General features: G+C 43.0%; 14 protein-coding genes and 1 pseudogene. 8 read left to right on the forward strand and 7 right to left on the reverse strand.

All coding sequences use genetic code 11. From position 1 onward, the window contains the following. Positions 1-3 precede the first annotated feature (3 nt). The 3 genes from RGE70_RS11700 to RGE70_RS11710 all read right to left on the reverse strand — a co-directional run bounded on the left by RGE70_RS11700 (position 4) and on the right by RGE70_RS11710 (position 4,945). Complete coding sequence (locus RGE70_RS11700; RefSeq protein WP_310471629.1) at positions 4-2,619, reverse strand: FimV/HubP family polar landmark protein; 2,616 nt, start codon at positions 2,617-2,619, stop codon at positions 4-6. A 176-nt stretch (positions 2,620-2,795) separates the two neighbouring features. Then, positions 2,796-3,812, reverse strand: a complete 1,017-nt coding sequence (locus RGE70_RS11705) for an aspartate-semialdehyde dehydrogenase (protein ID WP_310471630.1) — start codon at positions 3,810-3,812, stop codon at positions 2,796-2,798. A gap of 2 nt (positions 3,813-3,814) precedes the next feature. Continuing rightward, positions 3,815-4,945: a 4-phosphoerythronate dehydrogenase gene (locus RGE70_RS11710; protein WP_310471631.1), complete on the reverse strand. Its 1,131-nt coding sequence runs from the start codon at positions 4,943-4,945 to the stop codon at positions 3,815-3,817. A gap of 434 nt (positions 4,946-5,379) precedes the next feature. Here RGE70_RS11710 and RGE70_RS11715 point away from each other — a divergent pair, with 434 nt between their 5' ends. Both RGE70_RS11715 and RGE70_RS11720 read left to right on the forward strand, forming a co-directional pair. Next, complete coding sequence (locus RGE70_RS11715) at positions 5,380-5,943, forward strand: lactoylglutathione lyase family protein (protein ID WP_310472971.1); 564 nt, start codon at positions 5,380-5,382, stop codon at positions 5,941-5,943. A gap of 259 nt (positions 5,944-6,202) precedes the next feature. Further along, positions 6,203-6,493 carry a YkgJ family cysteine cluster protein gene (locus RGE70_RS11720; protein WP_310471632.1) on the forward strand — a complete coding sequence of 97 codons (291 nt, stop codon included), beginning with the start codon at positions 6,203-6,205 and terminating at the stop codon, positions 6,491-6,493. 61 nt (positions 6,494-6,554) lie between these two features. Here the strand turns inward: RGE70_RS11720 and RGE70_RS11725 are convergent, their stop codons facing one another. Further along, entirely contained in the window at positions 6,555-6,728 is a 174-nt protein-coding gene (locus tag RGE70_RS11725; protein WP_310471633.1) for a DUF6435 family protein, read from the reverse strand. A gap of 41 nt (positions 6,729-6,769) precedes the next feature. Here RGE70_RS11725 and RGE70_RS11730 point away from each other — a divergent pair. Further along, positions 6,770-6,853 (forward strand): annotated as a pseudogene (locus tag RGE70_RS11730) (YkgJ family cysteine cluster protein); the annotation flags it as partial. Between the two features lie 61 nt (positions 6,854-6,914). Here the strand turns inward: RGE70_RS11730 and RGE70_RS11735 are convergent. Next, positions 6,915-7,088, reverse strand: a complete 174-nt coding sequence (locus RGE70_RS11735) for a DUF6435 family protein (protein WP_310471633.1) — start codon at positions 7,086-7,088, stop codon at positions 6,915-6,917. A gap of 629 nt (positions 7,089-7,717) precedes the next feature. On the opposite strand from RGE70_RS11735, the gene RGE70_RS11740 reads away from it, so the two are divergent. Continuing rightward, positions 7,718-8,911, forward strand: coding sequence for an NAD/NADP octopine/nopaline dehydrogenase family protein (locus tag RGE70_RS11740; RefSeq protein WP_375087948.1), 1,194 nt, complete (start codon positions 7,718-7,720; stop codon positions 8,909-8,911). A 108-nt stretch (positions 8,912-9,019) separates the two neighbouring features. On the opposite strand, the gene fabB is transcribed toward RGE70_RS11740, so the two are convergent. After that, positions 9,020-10,231, reverse strand: coding sequence for a beta-ketoacyl-ACP synthase I (gene fabB, locus RGE70_RS11745; protein ID WP_310471635.1), 1,212 nt, complete (start codon positions 10,229-10,231; stop codon positions 9,020-9,022). Between the two features lie 230 nt (positions 10,232-10,461). Between fabB and mnmC1 the strand changes: the two genes are divergently transcribed. The 4 genes from mnmC1 (at position 10,462) to RGE70_RS11765 (ending at position 15,291) form a co-directional block, all read left to right on the forward strand. Beyond that, the gene (gene mnmC1 / locus RGE70_RS11750) at positions 10,462-12,414 is read left to right on the forward strand and encodes an FAD-dependent 5-carboxymethylaminomethyl-2-thiouridine(34) oxidoreductase MnmC1 (protein ID WP_375087851.1); all 1,953 of its coding nucleotides are present in this window, start codon (positions 10,462-10,464) and stop codon (positions 12,412-12,414) included. A gap of 352 nt (positions 12,415-12,766) precedes the next feature. Beyond that, complete coding sequence (locus RGE70_RS11755) at positions 12,767-13,714, forward strand: DUF5692 family protein (RefSeq protein ID WP_310471637.1); 948 nt, start codon at positions 12,767-12,769, stop codon at positions 13,712-13,714. Between the two features lie 125 nt (positions 13,715-13,839). After that, complete coding sequence (locus RGE70_RS11760) at positions 13,840-14,679, forward strand: hypothetical protein (RefSeq protein WP_310471638.1); 840 nt, start codon at positions 13,840-13,842, stop codon at positions 14,677-14,679. 45 nt (positions 14,680-14,724) lie between these two features. Then, positions 14,725-15,291: a chalcone isomerase family protein gene (locus RGE70_RS11765; RefSeq protein WP_310471639.1), complete on the forward strand. Its 567-nt coding sequence runs from the start codon at positions 14,725-14,727 to the stop codon at positions 15,289-15,291. 199 nt (positions 15,292-15,490) lie between these two features. On the opposite strand, the gene RGE70_RS11770 is transcribed toward RGE70_RS11765, so the two are convergent. Further along, the gene (locus RGE70_RS11770; RefSeq protein WP_310471640.1) at positions 15,491-16,375 is read right to left on the reverse strand and encodes a LysR family transcriptional regulator; all 885 of its coding nucleotides are present in this window, start codon (positions 16,373-16,375) and stop codon (positions 15,491-15,493) included. Positions 16,376-16,715: the final 340 nt, after the last annotated feature.

A 16,715-nucleotide genomic window follows, 5' to 3' on the forward strand; every position in this document is an offset into this window, starting at 1 on the left:
TATTTACGGCAGCTCTTTAATCAAACCTACCGCTTCTTGTTGCTGCCGGTCATTACCGTCGAGCTTTACCTCTTTTAGCAATGCTTTGGCACTGTCATTATCGTCGATTTCAATGTAAGCCCGTGCTAAATCAAGTTTGGCATTGATGGCATTTTCTGCGTCATCAACATCAACCATTGGGGTGTTACCCATCAATGAATCAAGCTCGCCCATGTCAACGTCTAGCTCTTGGTATAGGTCAGTCTCACTGTCATCTTCATTGGCTTCGTTAAGTAAGCGGTCGATATCAATAAAGTCATTATCTTTTTCGAATGAACCTAGCACTTCATCTACTATATCGGCTGGAAGTTCACTGCTTTCGTCAGCATCGAGTGCTGCTAGTGCTTGGTCGACGGTAAGCTTGCTTTCCTCTTCTAAGGTAAATGCTGTTGCGTCGGTATTGGTAGTTGTCTCGCCTGTAGCGGCAAGGGCGCTGAGTAATTCGTCATCGCTCAGTGGTTTATCGCTTAGCTCGTCTGCAACAGCGTCCCAGTCGATGGCCGAGGGGTCAGCACTTTTGTCGTCAAGGGGGTTAAGTTCGGTGCTTGCGTTTAACGCAGCGTCAGTCTCGACATCACCTTTATTGAGAGTTTCGACCCGTTCATCTGCTGATGATTCTGATAAATCAAATTCAGCAAATAAGCTGTCTAGCATGTCATCATCAATCGGTTTGTCTGCGGGCTTATCATGCGATGTGTCAGATAAATCGATTGAATCATCTGTTTTAGCTACGCTGTCGGCAGCTGGCGTTTCAAAGTCAGCCAGTAGCGCGTCCAATTCATGGTCAAGTTCGCCATCGTCAAGATTGACATCGTCGGCGCCAAGTTCGAGTTCGGCGGCAATCTCTAATGACTGCTCTAGATCTGCGGCAACTTCGTCTGATAACGCATCGATATCACTGGCTTGTGCTTGACTGGTGATCTCGTCAACAGGAATATCAAACTCTGCCATTAACGACTCAAGCTCATCGTTAGAGCCGGTGTTGTCATCAGCCATTGGCGTATTGGCCGCGAGCAGTGACTCAATATCATCCATTTCGGGGTCGGTAACTTCTGCAGCAGCTTTTACAGGACTAGGTTCTGAGCTAGTGTTTGCGGGCTGCGATTCTGAAACTGCCTTTTCTTCAAAGCCTGCCAATAATGCATCAAGATCGTCAGCGTCGAGATCTAAGTCTAGGTCTGCATTTGTGTTGGTGTCAGAATCTGGTAATTCGTCACCACTGACTTGAGGTTCAACAATTGGGTTTTGGTCAAAGTCGGTTAACAGTGATTCAAGATCATCTTCAGGTGTGGTTTGAGTGGCGGCAAAGGGATCACTTTCGGCATCATCGCCTTGTTCTCCCATGGCCTCTGCCCACAAGTCATCTAGCGACTGCCCTTCTTCAGCTACGTCTTCTGAAGTGTCTTCAATCGGAGCTTCAGCTGCGTTTTCAACGGGTTCACCAACCGCATTTTCAATGACTACGTCTGCAACTTGTTCAGGTTGCGGCGTGTCAATGCTATTGAGTAACGCAGCAGGATCGTCAGCCATTTCGACTGCTAAGTCAACGGTATGATCGCTATCGGTAGCTGTAGATATGTTGTCGCTGTGATCGTCAGCGGCCACATAGCTGGCATCGTTATTACTTTCTACATGGCTGCTTTCAAGGCTGTCGGATACGGGTTTATCGGTGTCTTTACGACGAATAAACAATAGCCAAATAAGGGCTAGCCCTAATAAAGCGGGCACAACCGCACCTAAAACCAACCATAGCGGGTTATCCATCAACGTACGCCAAAGGGTCGTGGTCGGTTCGGGCTCATTTGTTAAGGTATCAATTTTTGCCTGCTCGGCTGTCACTTCTGTTTCAAGCGCTTCAATTTGGCTACTTTTGTCTTGCAAAGCTTGCCTTAATAAAGCGTTTTCTTCTTTAAGCGCTAAATTTTGTTGCTCAAGTGCCTCGGCATCAACTGCGTTAAGGACGTTTTCATCCATCGCACGGGCCAGCTCGTCGGTTAACGTCAGGTTCAGTGCCTGAACTTGCTCAAGCTTTTTATTAAGCCGTTTGATCTCTGCACTATCGGGCTTAACGCTTGGTGTCGCGGGTTTTACGGGGGCTGGAGTTACGTTAGTTGGACTTTTCACCACCGGGGTTTTGGTAACAGGTTTAGCTTTGGGCGCCACTTTTTCTGGGCGCGATTGAGTCGGTGCAGACCAGCCACGATCATTATTTTCAGCTCGCTTTTTGGCTTCAACTTTAGAGATTTTTGCAATGATGGCTTTGTTGGGGATCACCAAAACCATACCTTGTTCGAGGCTATTATAGTTTTGACCACTAAACGCATGGGGGTTGGCATCAAACAATGCTGACATAACTTGATACACTGTTACGCTGTCATCAGGTTTTACCGCTTGTGCAATACTCCAAAACGTATCAGCAGATGTTGTGGGGCCATATTGACGTTCAACCGAGTTAACTTCACCTTCTGGACCGGTGATCTGTAATGGTTTAGCTACGACGGGAGTGATCGAAGGACTGATTGACAAAACAGTTAAAACAACGGCAAAAATGCCAACCAAATGCGAAGTGCTAAATTTCATCAATCCTTCCCTTTGCAGCGCAGAAAGTCACACCGCAGTGACTAGCTTAGGCAATTGTATTTATTAAGATTACTATAAACTATAGTAAGTTGCCCTGCTACTGTTCACAACTCATAAACACAAAAAGCCCACACGATGCGGGCTTTTTGTACAAATCAGCTTAATTGTAAATCAGATTAATAATAATCTCTGATCAAAACTTCTGCTATTTGCACGCTGTTTAATGCAGCACCTTTACGGATGTTATCAGAGACAACCCATAAGTTTATGCCGTTATCGTGCGAGATATCTTTACGAATCCGGCTAACGTAGACTGCATCGGTACCTGCGCCATCAGTGACGGCCGTGGCATACTCTTCATCACCTTCAAGCAATTCAACCCCAGGAGCTCCACGCAGCACAGACTTAACATCATCGGCATCAACAGGTTGCAGAGTTTCAAGGTGAACAGCTTCTGAGTGACCATAGAACACAGGCACACGTACAGCTGTTGGGTTAACGACAATGCTGTCGTCACCAAAGATTTTTTGCGTTTCCCACACCATTTTCATCTCTTCTTTGGTGTAGCCGTTATCCATAAATTTATCAATTTGTGGCAAAACGTTAAACGCAATTTGCTTTGAATATGTTTCAGGTTCAATTGGCAAACCTTGCAATAATTTTGCGCACTGGCCCGCTAACTCTTTCACAGATTTGTTGCCAGAACCTGATACCGACTGGTAAGTTGCGACGTTAATACGCGAAATGCCAAAGGCATCATGAATAGGCTTCAACGCGACTAACATTTGAATGGTTGAGCAGTTTGGGTTAGCAATAATATTGCGGTTTCTAAAATCTGCAATCGCTTCTGGATTCACTTCTGGGATCACTAATGGTACGTCAATGTCGTACCGAAAGTGTGAAGTATTATCAATAACAATACAGCCTTGCTCTGCAGCAATTGGCGCCCACTTTTCAGAGACATCACCACCAGCTGAAAAGAAACCGATTTGAGCTTGTGACCAGTCAAAGGTATCTACGTCTAAAATCTCGACCTGTTTACCATGGAAGCTGACCGTATTACCGGCGCTACGACTGCTGGCTAAAGGGAACAATTTTGCAATCGGAAACTTGCGCTCTTCTAGGATCTCAATCATTGTTTGACCCACTGCGCCCGATGCACCTAATACGACAACATTATATTCCTGCGACATAATTACAGCTCGACTCCTGAAAACCCTAAATTGGATAACCAATTTACATTAGTTTGCCCTATATTGCCTACCTTTAATGCACTAAATTCGCGTCGATGGGTGTGATTTTTTCTCATATGATCAAACCCGTGCGGCTTTGTGAAGTTATTTCGAAATAATGCGTCATCATCGCGCAAATCATATACAAACCGAACCAACTGCAATAATGCTTTTTCATTGGGTATTTGGTTCAGTGAAACCTGTTGGCTCCATAATGTGGGCAATAGGCTTGTGATATCTTTATTTGTGCTAATTTGCAGTGTTTTGGCTAGTTGCTGATAGAGCATAAATGTACCACGCGCTTTACCCTCTAATGAGTAACCTGCAATGTGCGGCGTACAAAATTCAATATATGGCACTAACTCTTCCATAGGGTTAGGCTCACCTTCCCACACATCAAGTACAACCTTGATGTCATCGCGCTGTTGCTTGATTTTGATTAAAGCACGATTGTCGATAACCTCACCCCGACAGCAATTAAGTAACCAGGTGTTGGGTTTTAGATTATTTAACCGAGTTTCATCAAACAAATACCATGTTTTATGCTCACCGATTTTTGTAATAGGCACATGCAAACTAATCACATCACAAGTGCTGGTAATGGTGTTTAAAGAAACAAAATCACGTGCATCCCCTGCAGCTTCTAACAGCGGATCACACAACATAACTTCAACGCCATAAGCCTGAAGGCATTTAGCGGTAGCGGTTCCGGTATTTCCCGCCCCAACAATACCCACAACTTTACCTTTTAACGGACTATTAAACCGCTGCGCTAACTCTAACATCGCGATAAAGGCAAACTCGCCCACGGCGGTAGCGTTACAACCCGGCGCACTGGAAAAAGCAATATCGCGGCTGGCCAGATAATCCATATCGATATGGTCGGTGCCAATGGTGGCACTGCCGACAAATTTAAGCTTGTTGGCTTTGTCCAGTAATTGTGGATTCACTTTAGTGACCGACCTTACCAGCAAGACATCGACGTCACTAACCTGCTGCGCGGTGAGCTCCCTGCCATTAACGGTTTCAACTGTACCGAGATCACCAAATAACTGTTCAACGTATGGCATGTTTTCATCTGCAAGAATTTTCATGATTTACCTAAAGCGGGGACAAGGTCGTTAATCGTTGCATTCTAGCAAGTTGGCGTTAACTTGAGAATCTAGACTGGTATTATTTGCCGCTGACTTCGATTTATATTCATCACTCATCAACAATCCCCTAAAGCGTAACGGGGGCGGTTTTTCTCAGACTTAGGTTTTTAATTTAAAATTAGTCACAACGGATCACCACAGTTAAGCCACTACATCCATTACATATAATTATTAAATTTATAATTATTGATAATTTCTTATTAAGATTATTGCGCTATAGACTTTGCTCATCAAGTTTACAGTGGTTAATAAGGACTATATCAATGAGCAAAAATGACAACAGTATCGATTTAAATCTAGACCGTAGAAATATGCTAAAAACAGTAGGAATGGGTGTTGCGGCAGCAGTTGCCGCCTCTGCCGCGCCATCGGTTATGGGAGCGACGAGTACCCCTACTGATGCAACTAACAATGCTGATCTCGAACGATTTAACACCAACACGCCCTACCCGCGTACTTTCTCACATATTGGCATTTCTGTACCTGATCTAGAAAAAGCGGTTCAATTTTATACTGAAGTGCTCGGTTGGTATGTGATTATGCAACCGACTGAAGTGATTGAAGATGACAGCCCAATTGGGGTGATGTGTACCGATGTATTTGGAGCCGGTTGGGAACGTTTTAAAATCGCGCATTTATCCACTGGTGATCGCATTGGCGTTGAGTTATTTGAGTTTAAAAACCAACAAAACCCAAAAGATAATTTTGAGTACTGGAAAACCGGGATCTTCCATTTTTGTGTGCAAGATCCGAATGTTGAAGAGCTCGCAGATAAAATTGTAGCTGCAGGCGGAAAGAAACGCATGAAAGCACCTCGTTACTACTTTCCAGGTGAAAAACCTTATCGCATGATTTATATGGAAGACCCATTTGGTAATATTTTAGAAATTTACAGCCACAGTTATGAACTTCAATATGCTAGCGGTGCATATAGTTAAACGACAAAAAACTAAGGAGGTGCAAAACAGCCTCCTTTAATGGCTAAGCTTTTTTATGGCTAACCAATTAGTTTATGAATCAGTTTTAACGTATTGAACAAAAAATTAATCATTGGCCAAACGCAATAAGGGGCCATTAACGACATAAAAACCGGTATAAATATGGTCAAACAATGAACCTACCGAGAACAAATTTCGATTAACGCGCCAATATAGAATACTATAGAGCATTGTCGTATCAGAGTAACAATCTACCCGCATGAGCATTCGTATCCAAAATATTCCCACTACTACTGTAACCTGTGCAAACTGCCAAGCTTGTTGCTGCCGATTAGAAGTCATGATAATTACTGATACGGGCGTGCCTAAACAGCACATTGCCGTTGATGAATATGGCGCTGAAACCATGCTACGTTTAGATGACGGTTGGTGTTCGGCCGTAGATCGTGAAACCCTGCGATGCACTATTTATGAAAACAGGCCTTGGATCTGTCGTGAATTTGAGATGGGATCTTACGAGTGCATCACCGAACGAACCGACTCGATGTAGCTCTCGCTTCATATTTGTTAATGTTCAGTGAATAATTGAGCCGTAGCGGCTCATTTTAAACTTAACGGGAAATTTGCAGATGCTGAATTTGCTTTTCGATTAGGTCAGCTTCAAGACTCAATTGGGCATAAGCTTTAATGTCTCCGTTTCTTTGCGCATGCATTGCTTGCTCAAGTTTTAGATCAAGCTGTTTATTGAGTTTTTTAACTGGATTAGCTTTAAATATTGAAAACATAATGGACCTTTAAGTCGATGAGTTGAGTGTCTATACGCTTGATTTATGAAAACAGGCCTTGGATCTGTCGTGAATTTGAGATGGGATCTTACGAGTGCATCACCGAACGAACCGACTCGATGTAGCTCTCGCTATATATTTGTTAATATTCAGTGAATAATTGAGCCGTAGCGGCTCATTTTAAACTTAACGGGAAATTTGCAGATGCTGAATTTGCTTTTCGATTAGGTCAGCTTCAAGACTCAATTGGGCATAAGCTTTAATGTCTCCGTTTCTTTGCGCATGCATTGCTTGCTCAAGTTTTAGATCAAGCTGTTTATTGAGTTTTTTAACTGGATTAGCTTTAAATATTGAAAACATAATGGACCTTTAAGTCGATGAGTTGAGTGTCTATACGCTTGAGGGCTGCAAATCGATTACTTATTTATTAAACTTTGCTAGACGTCTTGCTCTGGTCGGTGACATTACATGTTAAGTGCAGCGCCCCTCTCTTATTTGGGTGTTAATACAGCGCCCTGCGATATTTAATAATCTCCGCTACAACCGATACCGGTGCGTTCAACCTTGCCTACTATTGCTTAAAGCCCTAAAAAAATCGGCTATCTCAACATACCCGTGCCGAAATAGGCTACAATGGCACCGTTAAGTCAGCTCAAACAGCATTATAAACTTAATCGTTCAGCTCTTTTGAACTGTTAGATCCATGATGCAATGAGCTTTAAGGTTAACTCTCCACGTTCCTACATTTTCACGTTTTCACGTTTTCACATTTCCACGTTTCCACGTTTCCACGTTTCCACGTTTCCACGTTTCCACATTTCCACATTTCCACATTTCCACATTTCCACATTTCCACATTTCCACGTTTTTACGTTTTCACATTTTCACGTTTTCGCGTTTTCACGTTTCCACATTTTCACATTTCCACGTTTCATATTTCCAAGGGCTGACTTTTCAAGAGGCTTAATTTAATAACATCTTGAATAAAAATAGAAAGAGAAAGGAATAAAATGAAAATCACCATAATTGGAGCCGGTAATGCAGGTTCTGCTTGTGCATTTATGGCTGCTGAAGCAGGACATAAAGTAACACTTCTGAAAACATCGAACCGTATTACTCATGATGACCACTTTGAAGCAATGGTCAAAAATAAGGGGATATACTGCGTCGATAACACTAAGCAGGGCCAGTTTACCGATAGCGCTGATGATGCCGAAAAAACTTTTCAACCATTGGAACTGATCACGCGTGATCCCAAAGAGGCGATAGTGGGAGCGGATGTCGTAATGGTGTTTATACAAACCACTTACCACCCTGCTTTAGCGGCAAGAATCGCAAAGTATTTTCAGGATGATCAGCTCGTGATCTTAGTCCCTGGCTATGCAGGAAGTCTTTTTTACAGTAAGTATTGTCCAAATAACCCTATATTTGCCGAAGGCGAATCAACGCCTAACGACGCTAGAGTCGTTGAACCCGGTACGGTAAAAGTCTTATTTAAAAATGCCAGAAATGCCTTATCATTTTTTCCTGCAACAAGACAGGTTGAAGGCATGGCCATTGCGTCACGCTTATTTCCAGCCTACGACATTGGCATTGAAAGCGCTCGTAAGCATATCTTTGACTCAGCTCTGCATAACCCCAACATCATTGTCCACACGATTGGCTTATATGTAATGTATCCGATGTTGGAATACTGTGCTAAACATCATCCAGATGAAGTGCCATATATGTATCGAGATGCACTTTCAACTAAAATGGCATGGCTGATGATTGAGAAATTGGATGCTGAGAAAATGGCAGTACAGTCTGCCCTAGGCTGTAAAGCAATTCCCTATCTACAAGCTTGTTTATTTAGAAATGAAGAGGATCTCAATCAAGATCCTAGAGCGGTGTTCGAAAGCTACAAAATTTCATCGCCGCCTGGGCCTTATAGTTTTGATAACCGCTACGTTACTGAAGATGTCCCGATGGGACTGGCATTATTGTCATCACTGGGTGAGAAATTTGGCATAGATATGCCTGAATGTAATCGATTAATCGAAATGTGCGGTGGAATTTTAGCAAGAGATTTTTTTACCGAAGGCCGTACATTAGCGGCATTGGGCCTTGATGAACTGTCAAAAGACGAGTTACTCACCTATATAACGAGTAATGAATTGCCCATTAAAACACTGATTGCATAGTAAAGATTGATAACAATGAGGGATTGATCCACGCTCATAGACTCATTTTTACCTGCCACAGACACAAAAAAAGGAAGCCAAGGCTTCCTTTTTATTTAAGCTACCAATTTACTGATACTTACGCATCACTAACGTGGCATTCGTGCCGCCAAAACCAAAGCTATTACTCATCACCGTCGTCAACTCTTGCTGTTTCATTTCAGTGATAATCGGCATGCCGGCCGCTTTTTCATCTAGCGTATCAACATTGATGCTTGGAGCAATAAAGCTGCTTTCCATCATAATTAAGCTATAAATCGCTTCATGTGCACCCGCGGCGCCAAGAGCATGGCCAGTCAGTGATTTAGTCGATGCTATCGCCGGTAAATTATCACCAAAGGTTTCACGCAGGGCTTCTAATTCGCGGGTATCACCTACCGGCGTTGAAGTACCATGGGTATTGATGTAATCAATTGGGGTATCCACATCAGCTAGCGCCATCTGCATACAACGTACCGCGCCCTCGCCTGATGGGGCAACCATGTCGTAGCCATCTGATGATGCGCCATAACCAATAATTTCGGCATAAATTTTGGCGCCACGAGCCAGTGCATGCTCGAGTTCTTCTACCACAACAATACCGCCACCACCGGAGATCACAAATCCATCACGGTCGGCATCATAGGTACGCGATGCTTTCTCTGGCGTGTCATTATACTTAGTTGACAACGCGCCCATGGCATCAAAGCCCATTGTTAAGGTCCAATCGACCTCTTCAGCGCCTCCAGCAAACACCATATCTTGCTTACCCATTTGGATAAGTTCAGCCGCATGACCAATACAATGTGCGCTCGTTGCACAAGCAGAACTAATTGAATAGTTCATGCCTTTAATTTTAAAAGGTGTTGCAAGACAAGCACTGGCGGTGCTCGACATAATGCGCGGCACAATATATGGCCCCACACGTCTCACGCCTTTTTCACGCAGCGTATCAGCTGCTTGTACTTGGTTGGCAGAAGACGCTCCGCCAGTTCCGGCAATAATACCTACACGAGGATCGGAATATTGCTCTTCAGTTAAGCCCGCGTCTTCAATCGCTTCTGACATTGCGATATAAGCATATGCCGCCGCATTACCCATAAAACGCAGTGCTTTTCGATCGATATGTTCTTTAGGATCTAATTTGATATCGCCCCAAACATGGCTGCGCAGTTTCATTTTTTCAAACTCGTCGGAGTGAGTAATACCACTTCGACCCGCTTTCAATGATTCAGTGACTTCTTGCTTGTTATTACCGATACTTGAGACAACGCCAAGTCCAGTGATCACGACTCTTTTCATTATTAACTATCCATTTTATACAGGTAGTACCTATTTGCTATGCCAATGGTATCGCTTTTAATCCATTAAACTGGTCAGCTTTCCATAAAGAACATCAAAATAATGTTCAATATGAGACCTTAAGTAAAATCGTTAACTTAAATGCATCATTAAAATGTACAATTTAGCTTAAGCTCGACAAACCCTACCCCATTATTATGAACAGGTAATTTAACATTAAAGATGTAACCATGACAGTAAGTAAAAAGATTGAGACAATCTTATCTAAAACAGAGGCTAACAACCCGGTTATAGGCATACTAGGTGTAGGGTCAATGGACACGATTGTTGACATAATTAAGCTCCTGCCATTTAGCTCACCTGTTGCTTATGAACCACTTTCGCCACTTTATGGTTCGTTGCGTCGTCAGTTAACGATAAAAGTGTTCAGTGTTATCGATTCACAACTTACAGCACTGTTTGCATCAAAAATGTTAAAACAATTATTGCAAGCGCATCACAGTCATCCATTACAACCCATTGAAGGCTGTCAGCGCCTAAAGCTGAGACAAGGGCAGTTGAGTATTGATTTTCACCTCGGTGATTATGAACAGCAGTTACGCCAAATCCCTCTGCGGAGCAGCAATAGCACATCCGATACAACGCTAGTTCAGCACTGGATTTGCTCTGCCGATATTGATCCGGGCAGTATCAATGAAAATGTATTTTGGCAAATGGCTAAGTTAAGCACTGACAACTGCGAATGTTTTGTCTCCTGTAAACTCACAGCTGCGACCCAACGACAATTGCAAACCCTGAGTCAATCAGTTGGTTTTAGTAGCAAAGCTTCTTTTCATACTCGAATTCTCGATGAAGTGCCTTTACTGGAGCGTCGAGCATTAAGAGCTCAACAGCTCAACAAGCAATGCCCTTATCCGATCAACAGTGCTACCGCGACCGACAGCATTGCCGTTATAGGCGGAGGCATTGGCGCTGCTAACCTGGTGTTATCTCTGGCTGAACGACATAAAAACGTCAGTGTATTTTGCGAAGATAATGCGTTAGCCCAAGCGGCATCGGGCAATCTGCAAGGCGCCATTTACCCACTTTTAACGCCCGATAACAACACCTTAAGTCAGTATTTTCAGCAAGCCTATTTATTTAGTCTACAGCGTCTCATCTCGTTAAGTCAGCAGGGACACGACATCGATTTTGACCTTTGTGGCGTGCTGCATACCGGTCACGATGAACGTAGTCGTTTACGAGTACAAAAAATTATTCATGGTTATCGTTGGTGCCATAACATTGCGCAAGCGGTCGATGCCAAGCAATCGAGCCAAATCGCCGGGGTTGAAATCAATGAAGCTGGGATCTACTATCCGCTCGGCGGCTGGGTGGCTCCGCAAGACTTAACCGTCGCCAGCTTTGAGCAAGCAAGCCAGATAGCCAATGTTTCGCTGCAATTGAATACCCAAATCATTGCCCTTGAGCCTAGTGCTGCGGGGTGGTTTTTAGTCACAGCCAAAAACCGATTAGGACCTTTTAAAACAGTGGCCATTGCCAACGGCAAATCACTCACCCGCTTTGAGCAAACCCAGCATTTAGCCGTAACTGGCTTTCGGGGCCAAGTAAGCCATGCTCCAGCCAGAGCTGCACTGTCTAAGTTGAGCACTGTACTTTGTGCCCACGGTTATATGACCCCGGCAAATAATGCACTGCATTGTTTAGGTGCTAGTTACGTCAAAGATCCAAGCAATTTAACTTATAGCCCGCAGGAACAAGTTGATAATTTACATAAAATTCAGCACAGTTATTTAGATAAAGCTTGGCATAGTAACATCGATATCACTCAACATAGTGCTCGAGTTGGGGTACGCATGGTCACCCGAGATCACGCACCGATGATGGGGCCTGTACCCAATGTGCCCACTATGTTAGCCCACTATGAGCAACATCAACTCACGCCTGAAAGCCGGCTTTATTGGCAAAACACTCCTGCACCCGTTCATGATGGGCTGTATATATTGGGAGGGCTCGGTTCACGAGGCTTAAGCTCTGGCCCGCTTGCCGCAGAGGCGCTCGCGGCGCAAATTTGTGGTGATGTCATTCCGTTAAGCTCTGATTTTATAGCGCTATTAAGCCCAAACAGAATGTGGATGCGAAAACTGCTAAAAGGCAAACCCATAAATTTAACCAACGGTTAATGTCCAACGGCGCCGGGCTACCACTTAGTCGATATTTTAATTCTCAGCTTAAGCACTTTTACTTAGGCTTTATAGCTGCACACTGCCTTATACCGTTAGCAACATAACTGCTGTTTTATCTTCCGCATGATTAAGCACATACCAATAAACAACTTAGTTTGTGCCTATTAATTTTTAGCCATTCGGTGTTGTCCTATTTTTAGGACGCTTATCGCTCATATTACACTCTACTAGAAATTTTCTGACTGATTTAACATAGCCCTCATAGCCTAAAAAGCATCAATCCGACCTCATCCAATTGAAATGATTGCGCTTTTTAGATATGAATTTTTTTACTTTATGAGGTATAGCTATGTTTTTCTTTGAATCACTTGAAACGCACCATATCTTGGCATGGTTCGCGGTACTGGCCGGATTAATCATTTTAAATGAAGTATCTAGGCGCAGTATGTGGGCTGGTATTGCCAGTTTTGTAATACTGCCTATCGTATTAACTTTTACGGTTTGGCAAGAAACGACTACTGCCGAAGGTTCTACCGTCGGAACATGGTTTCACTGGGCTAAAGTCTACTCATGTTTAGCGGGTTGTCTTGGCTTTATGGCACTTCGATATATTAAAGGTGCAGTGAACAACAAATACATGTTGTTCTTCCCTGCTTTCATTCTTGGCTTTAACATTCTAGAGGCTGTGATCCGTGATTTTCAGGTGTCGAGTTTCGGTTTACCAAGCCTTCACGATGGCATGATGATCCAAGGTGGTTTATGGAACATCTTTAACGGCGTTGCAGGGATCCTCAACATTGTTACCATATGTGGTTGGGTTGGGATTTTTGTTAGCACTAAAAAATCTAAAGACATGCTTTGGCCTGACATGTTGTGGTTCTGGATCATCGCGTATGACTTATGGAACTTTGCTTACGTATACAACTGTGTACCTGACCATGCATTTTATGCCGGCGCCGCGTTACTTATCTCATGTACTATTCCTGCCTTTTTCATTCAAAAAGGGGGTTGGTTACAACATCGTGCACACACCCTAGCCTTTTGGATGATGTTTGTAATGACCTTCCCATCATTTGTTGATTCGTCTCAGTTTGCTGTTAAATCATCAGGCAATGTTGAAGCGCTTTGGTTCATCTCTATCCTCAGTTTCGTTGTGAATGTTGCAGTGTTTGTCTACCAATTCCGCAGAATTAGAAGCCGTAAACTCAGCGCTCTTCGTGACGAGCTTTACACCGACTTACCTGCATACCATGAAGTTGCGGCATTAAAAGAAGGTTATGTTGCCCCAACTAAATAAGCCCTTTCAGGCTCAATCAAATAATTAACGTTAATCGTGCTTGGTTGAGGTGGTATCCACCTCAGCTAAGGCATCAAAGCAATAAATAATTTATTAATTCATTACTTATAATGGAGTCTCTACCTATGAACAAGTACCTTTTAGCATTGGCAATTACCACCGCTCTTAGTTCAAATTATGCATTAGCTGCAGAAGAGATCGATATGTCTAGTCCTACCGAAGCTTACACAGCTTTGGGTGCCGGCTATGGTAATAAGGGCGTAAGCCTGAAAGCGATGTATACCCTATCGAGCGCTGACTCGAATCGTAAGTCAGGCCTTATTTTTGAAGCCAACGATATCTTTGACCAAGAAGGCGGCGACCCGCAGTTTTCTGGCATAAAATCTGGTGTTATGACCATGGATGGTGAGACAACTAACACCAACTACCGTTTCCGCTACGGCTCATTAGACACCACCAATGGCTTAGGGCATATGGTTGATGCTGTCGTTAAAGATCATCCGTTCTTTGGCCAAATGGCAATTGTCCAGGCCGGGGCTTTAGCTACCATTCCTGTAGGTGAGAATGGCTATATCTGGCCTGTGATTTTGGTGGGTGGAGTCATTATGGAGGACAACTTTAGTGACACTACTGGTGCTGCTGCAGGGCTTCCTGAGTCTGTGACCAACTTATCAAGCAGTGGAGTTGACATTGCGTCCACGGTTTTCACTACCAAAATCTATGCACGCTACAAGTTTAACGAAACATGGTGGCTATTAGGTTCTTGGAGCTATACCGATGAAATAAATGGTAAAAGCTGGAATGAGAGCATTGCAGAAGGTGGCCTGCAAATTAGCCCACAACAAATTGAGCTCACATTAGGCTACCAACTTACTCCAACTCAAAATATTCGTTTTAATTACCACTCGTATTCAGACAAGGGTAGCAGCGACAAATTGTGGGTTGAGTACAACTACGCATTTTAATTGTTAGCAGTCTTTTACTATTAAAATAGAAAACTGGAAGTCATAATGAAAAAGCAATTTATTATCGCGTCAGTCATGCTATCACTCATGTCTACAACTGCATGGGCCAAAACGGTAGCCGATGTTGATGTACCAGAGTCAATTACCGTCAATGAGCAGGTTATGCAGCTCAATGGTGCGGGGGTTCGGTCCAAGTTCTTCATGGATCTATACGTTGGGTCGCTATTTACCCAAAGTCAGGTAAATGAAGCGCCGCCGGTTGTTGAAGGTAGTATGGCAAGTGCTATCCGCCTTAATATAACCTCAGGTATGATCAACTCTGAAAAGCTCACTAATGCCCTAAACGATGGCTTTGATCTTGCAACCGGTGGGGATCCTTCCGCCATTGCTCCAAGCATTGAAAACTTCGTTAAATTTACCTTTGCTGAAGAGATAAAAGAAGGCGATCAATTTACGCTTGTCAGTATTCCTCAAGAAGGAGTCTACAGCTATAAAAATGGCCAGCAGCTATCTTTTACCCAAGATGAAGCATTTCGTAAGGCGCTGATGTTGATTTGGTTAGGCAAAAAACCAACAGATAAACAACTTAAAAAAGATATGTTGAAAGGTTAAGCCATACAAGTGAGCCATGAGTTGGCAATGTAATACCTTACAGGCAACCGTACCACTAACATGATAGGTATGGACTGATTAAGAAACACATTGCTAACTCTTTTTATCTGGTAAACCTTTGCCAGCATCTACATTAAACAGCTTCACGGTATTCAATTTAGTCGCAGCCAATTTGTAAAAATATGGCGATTTAAAATAGCTATGAGGGGTAACTAACAACGCCTTTTTCAACCACGGTCTCACGCAATAACTTAACCATGTTCCGACACTTTTGCGATAAATATGGTTTAGATGCATACACTAGAGTGATTTTTAAATCTGGAAAGCGGTTTTCACACAGTAACGGTTCAAATAGCCCTTCTTTAATCCCATTTTGTAACATTACCGTTGGCAGCACTACAATGCCTTTGCCATCTCTTGCTAGATTTCGTAACAGATGCAAATCCTCGCTATACACATAGTAACCAATATAATTAGGTAGCCACTGTTTACAATATCGATTGCCAAGCAATTTATGGTTGTCCAGATCTTCAATAGAGCTTGGGCGCCCCATTTTTTCAATGTAGCTGTGACTTGCGACCATAGAGCAAGGTAAGTCGATGAAGTATTGTTGCACATAATCGTCATTAATCGGCGGGCAATATGACGGCAAGACTTGAATATCGGTATTGGTACGGATCAAGTCAACGGCTTGCTTTTGGTGTTCAATTTCAATAAGTACACCAGGGTATAAGCTCGTGTATAACTCAATAATATGGGTAAAAAAATCAGTCACACCGAGTACGGGAGGGATTGCTATTCGCAGCTTGCCTTTTGGTTCTTTATTTTGTTCTTCAAGGTGGCCCATTGCGGTTTCAAGTGCATTAAGGCGGGAAGCTACCTCGTTATATAACCATTTGCCGTGTTCGGTGAGTTCAATATTGTGGGTGGTGCGGATTAACAACTGATAACCGAGCTGCTTTTCTAGCTCTTGTAGTCGACGGCTTACCTTACTTCTTTGGAGGTTACATTTGGTTGCCGCGGCGCTAATTCCTTTATATTGTACAGTGTAAGCAAAGAGATGAAGGTCATCTAGACTAGGCATAACGTATTGTCCAATTTATAAATCCATTACCTTGAATGCTACCTCTTTTTGAATGATTTTAAAGCCGTTACCGTTAGAACAAATAGTCAATTTGTGAGCCATATCGACAATAATTAACTTTAATTCATCTTGCAGCCCAATCTGTCTCACGTCCTAGTCAATCTCAGCAAAAGTTATAAACAGCCTATACTAATCAATTAGATAACGAATTTATCAACGACTAGCGACACAAAAATAAGTCCGGTTCTATTTTGAAAATCACAAAATGATGTTAAAACCGGTGAATATTGAAGTGCTATACCGCGTTGCCGCCGAAAATATACTTTTTTACACGGCAATT

Source organism: Shewanella youngdeokensis, from assembly GCF_033180165.1.
Lineage (GTDB): Bacteria > Pseudomonadota > Gammaproteobacteria > Enterobacterales > Shewanellaceae > Shewanella > Shewanella youngdeokensis.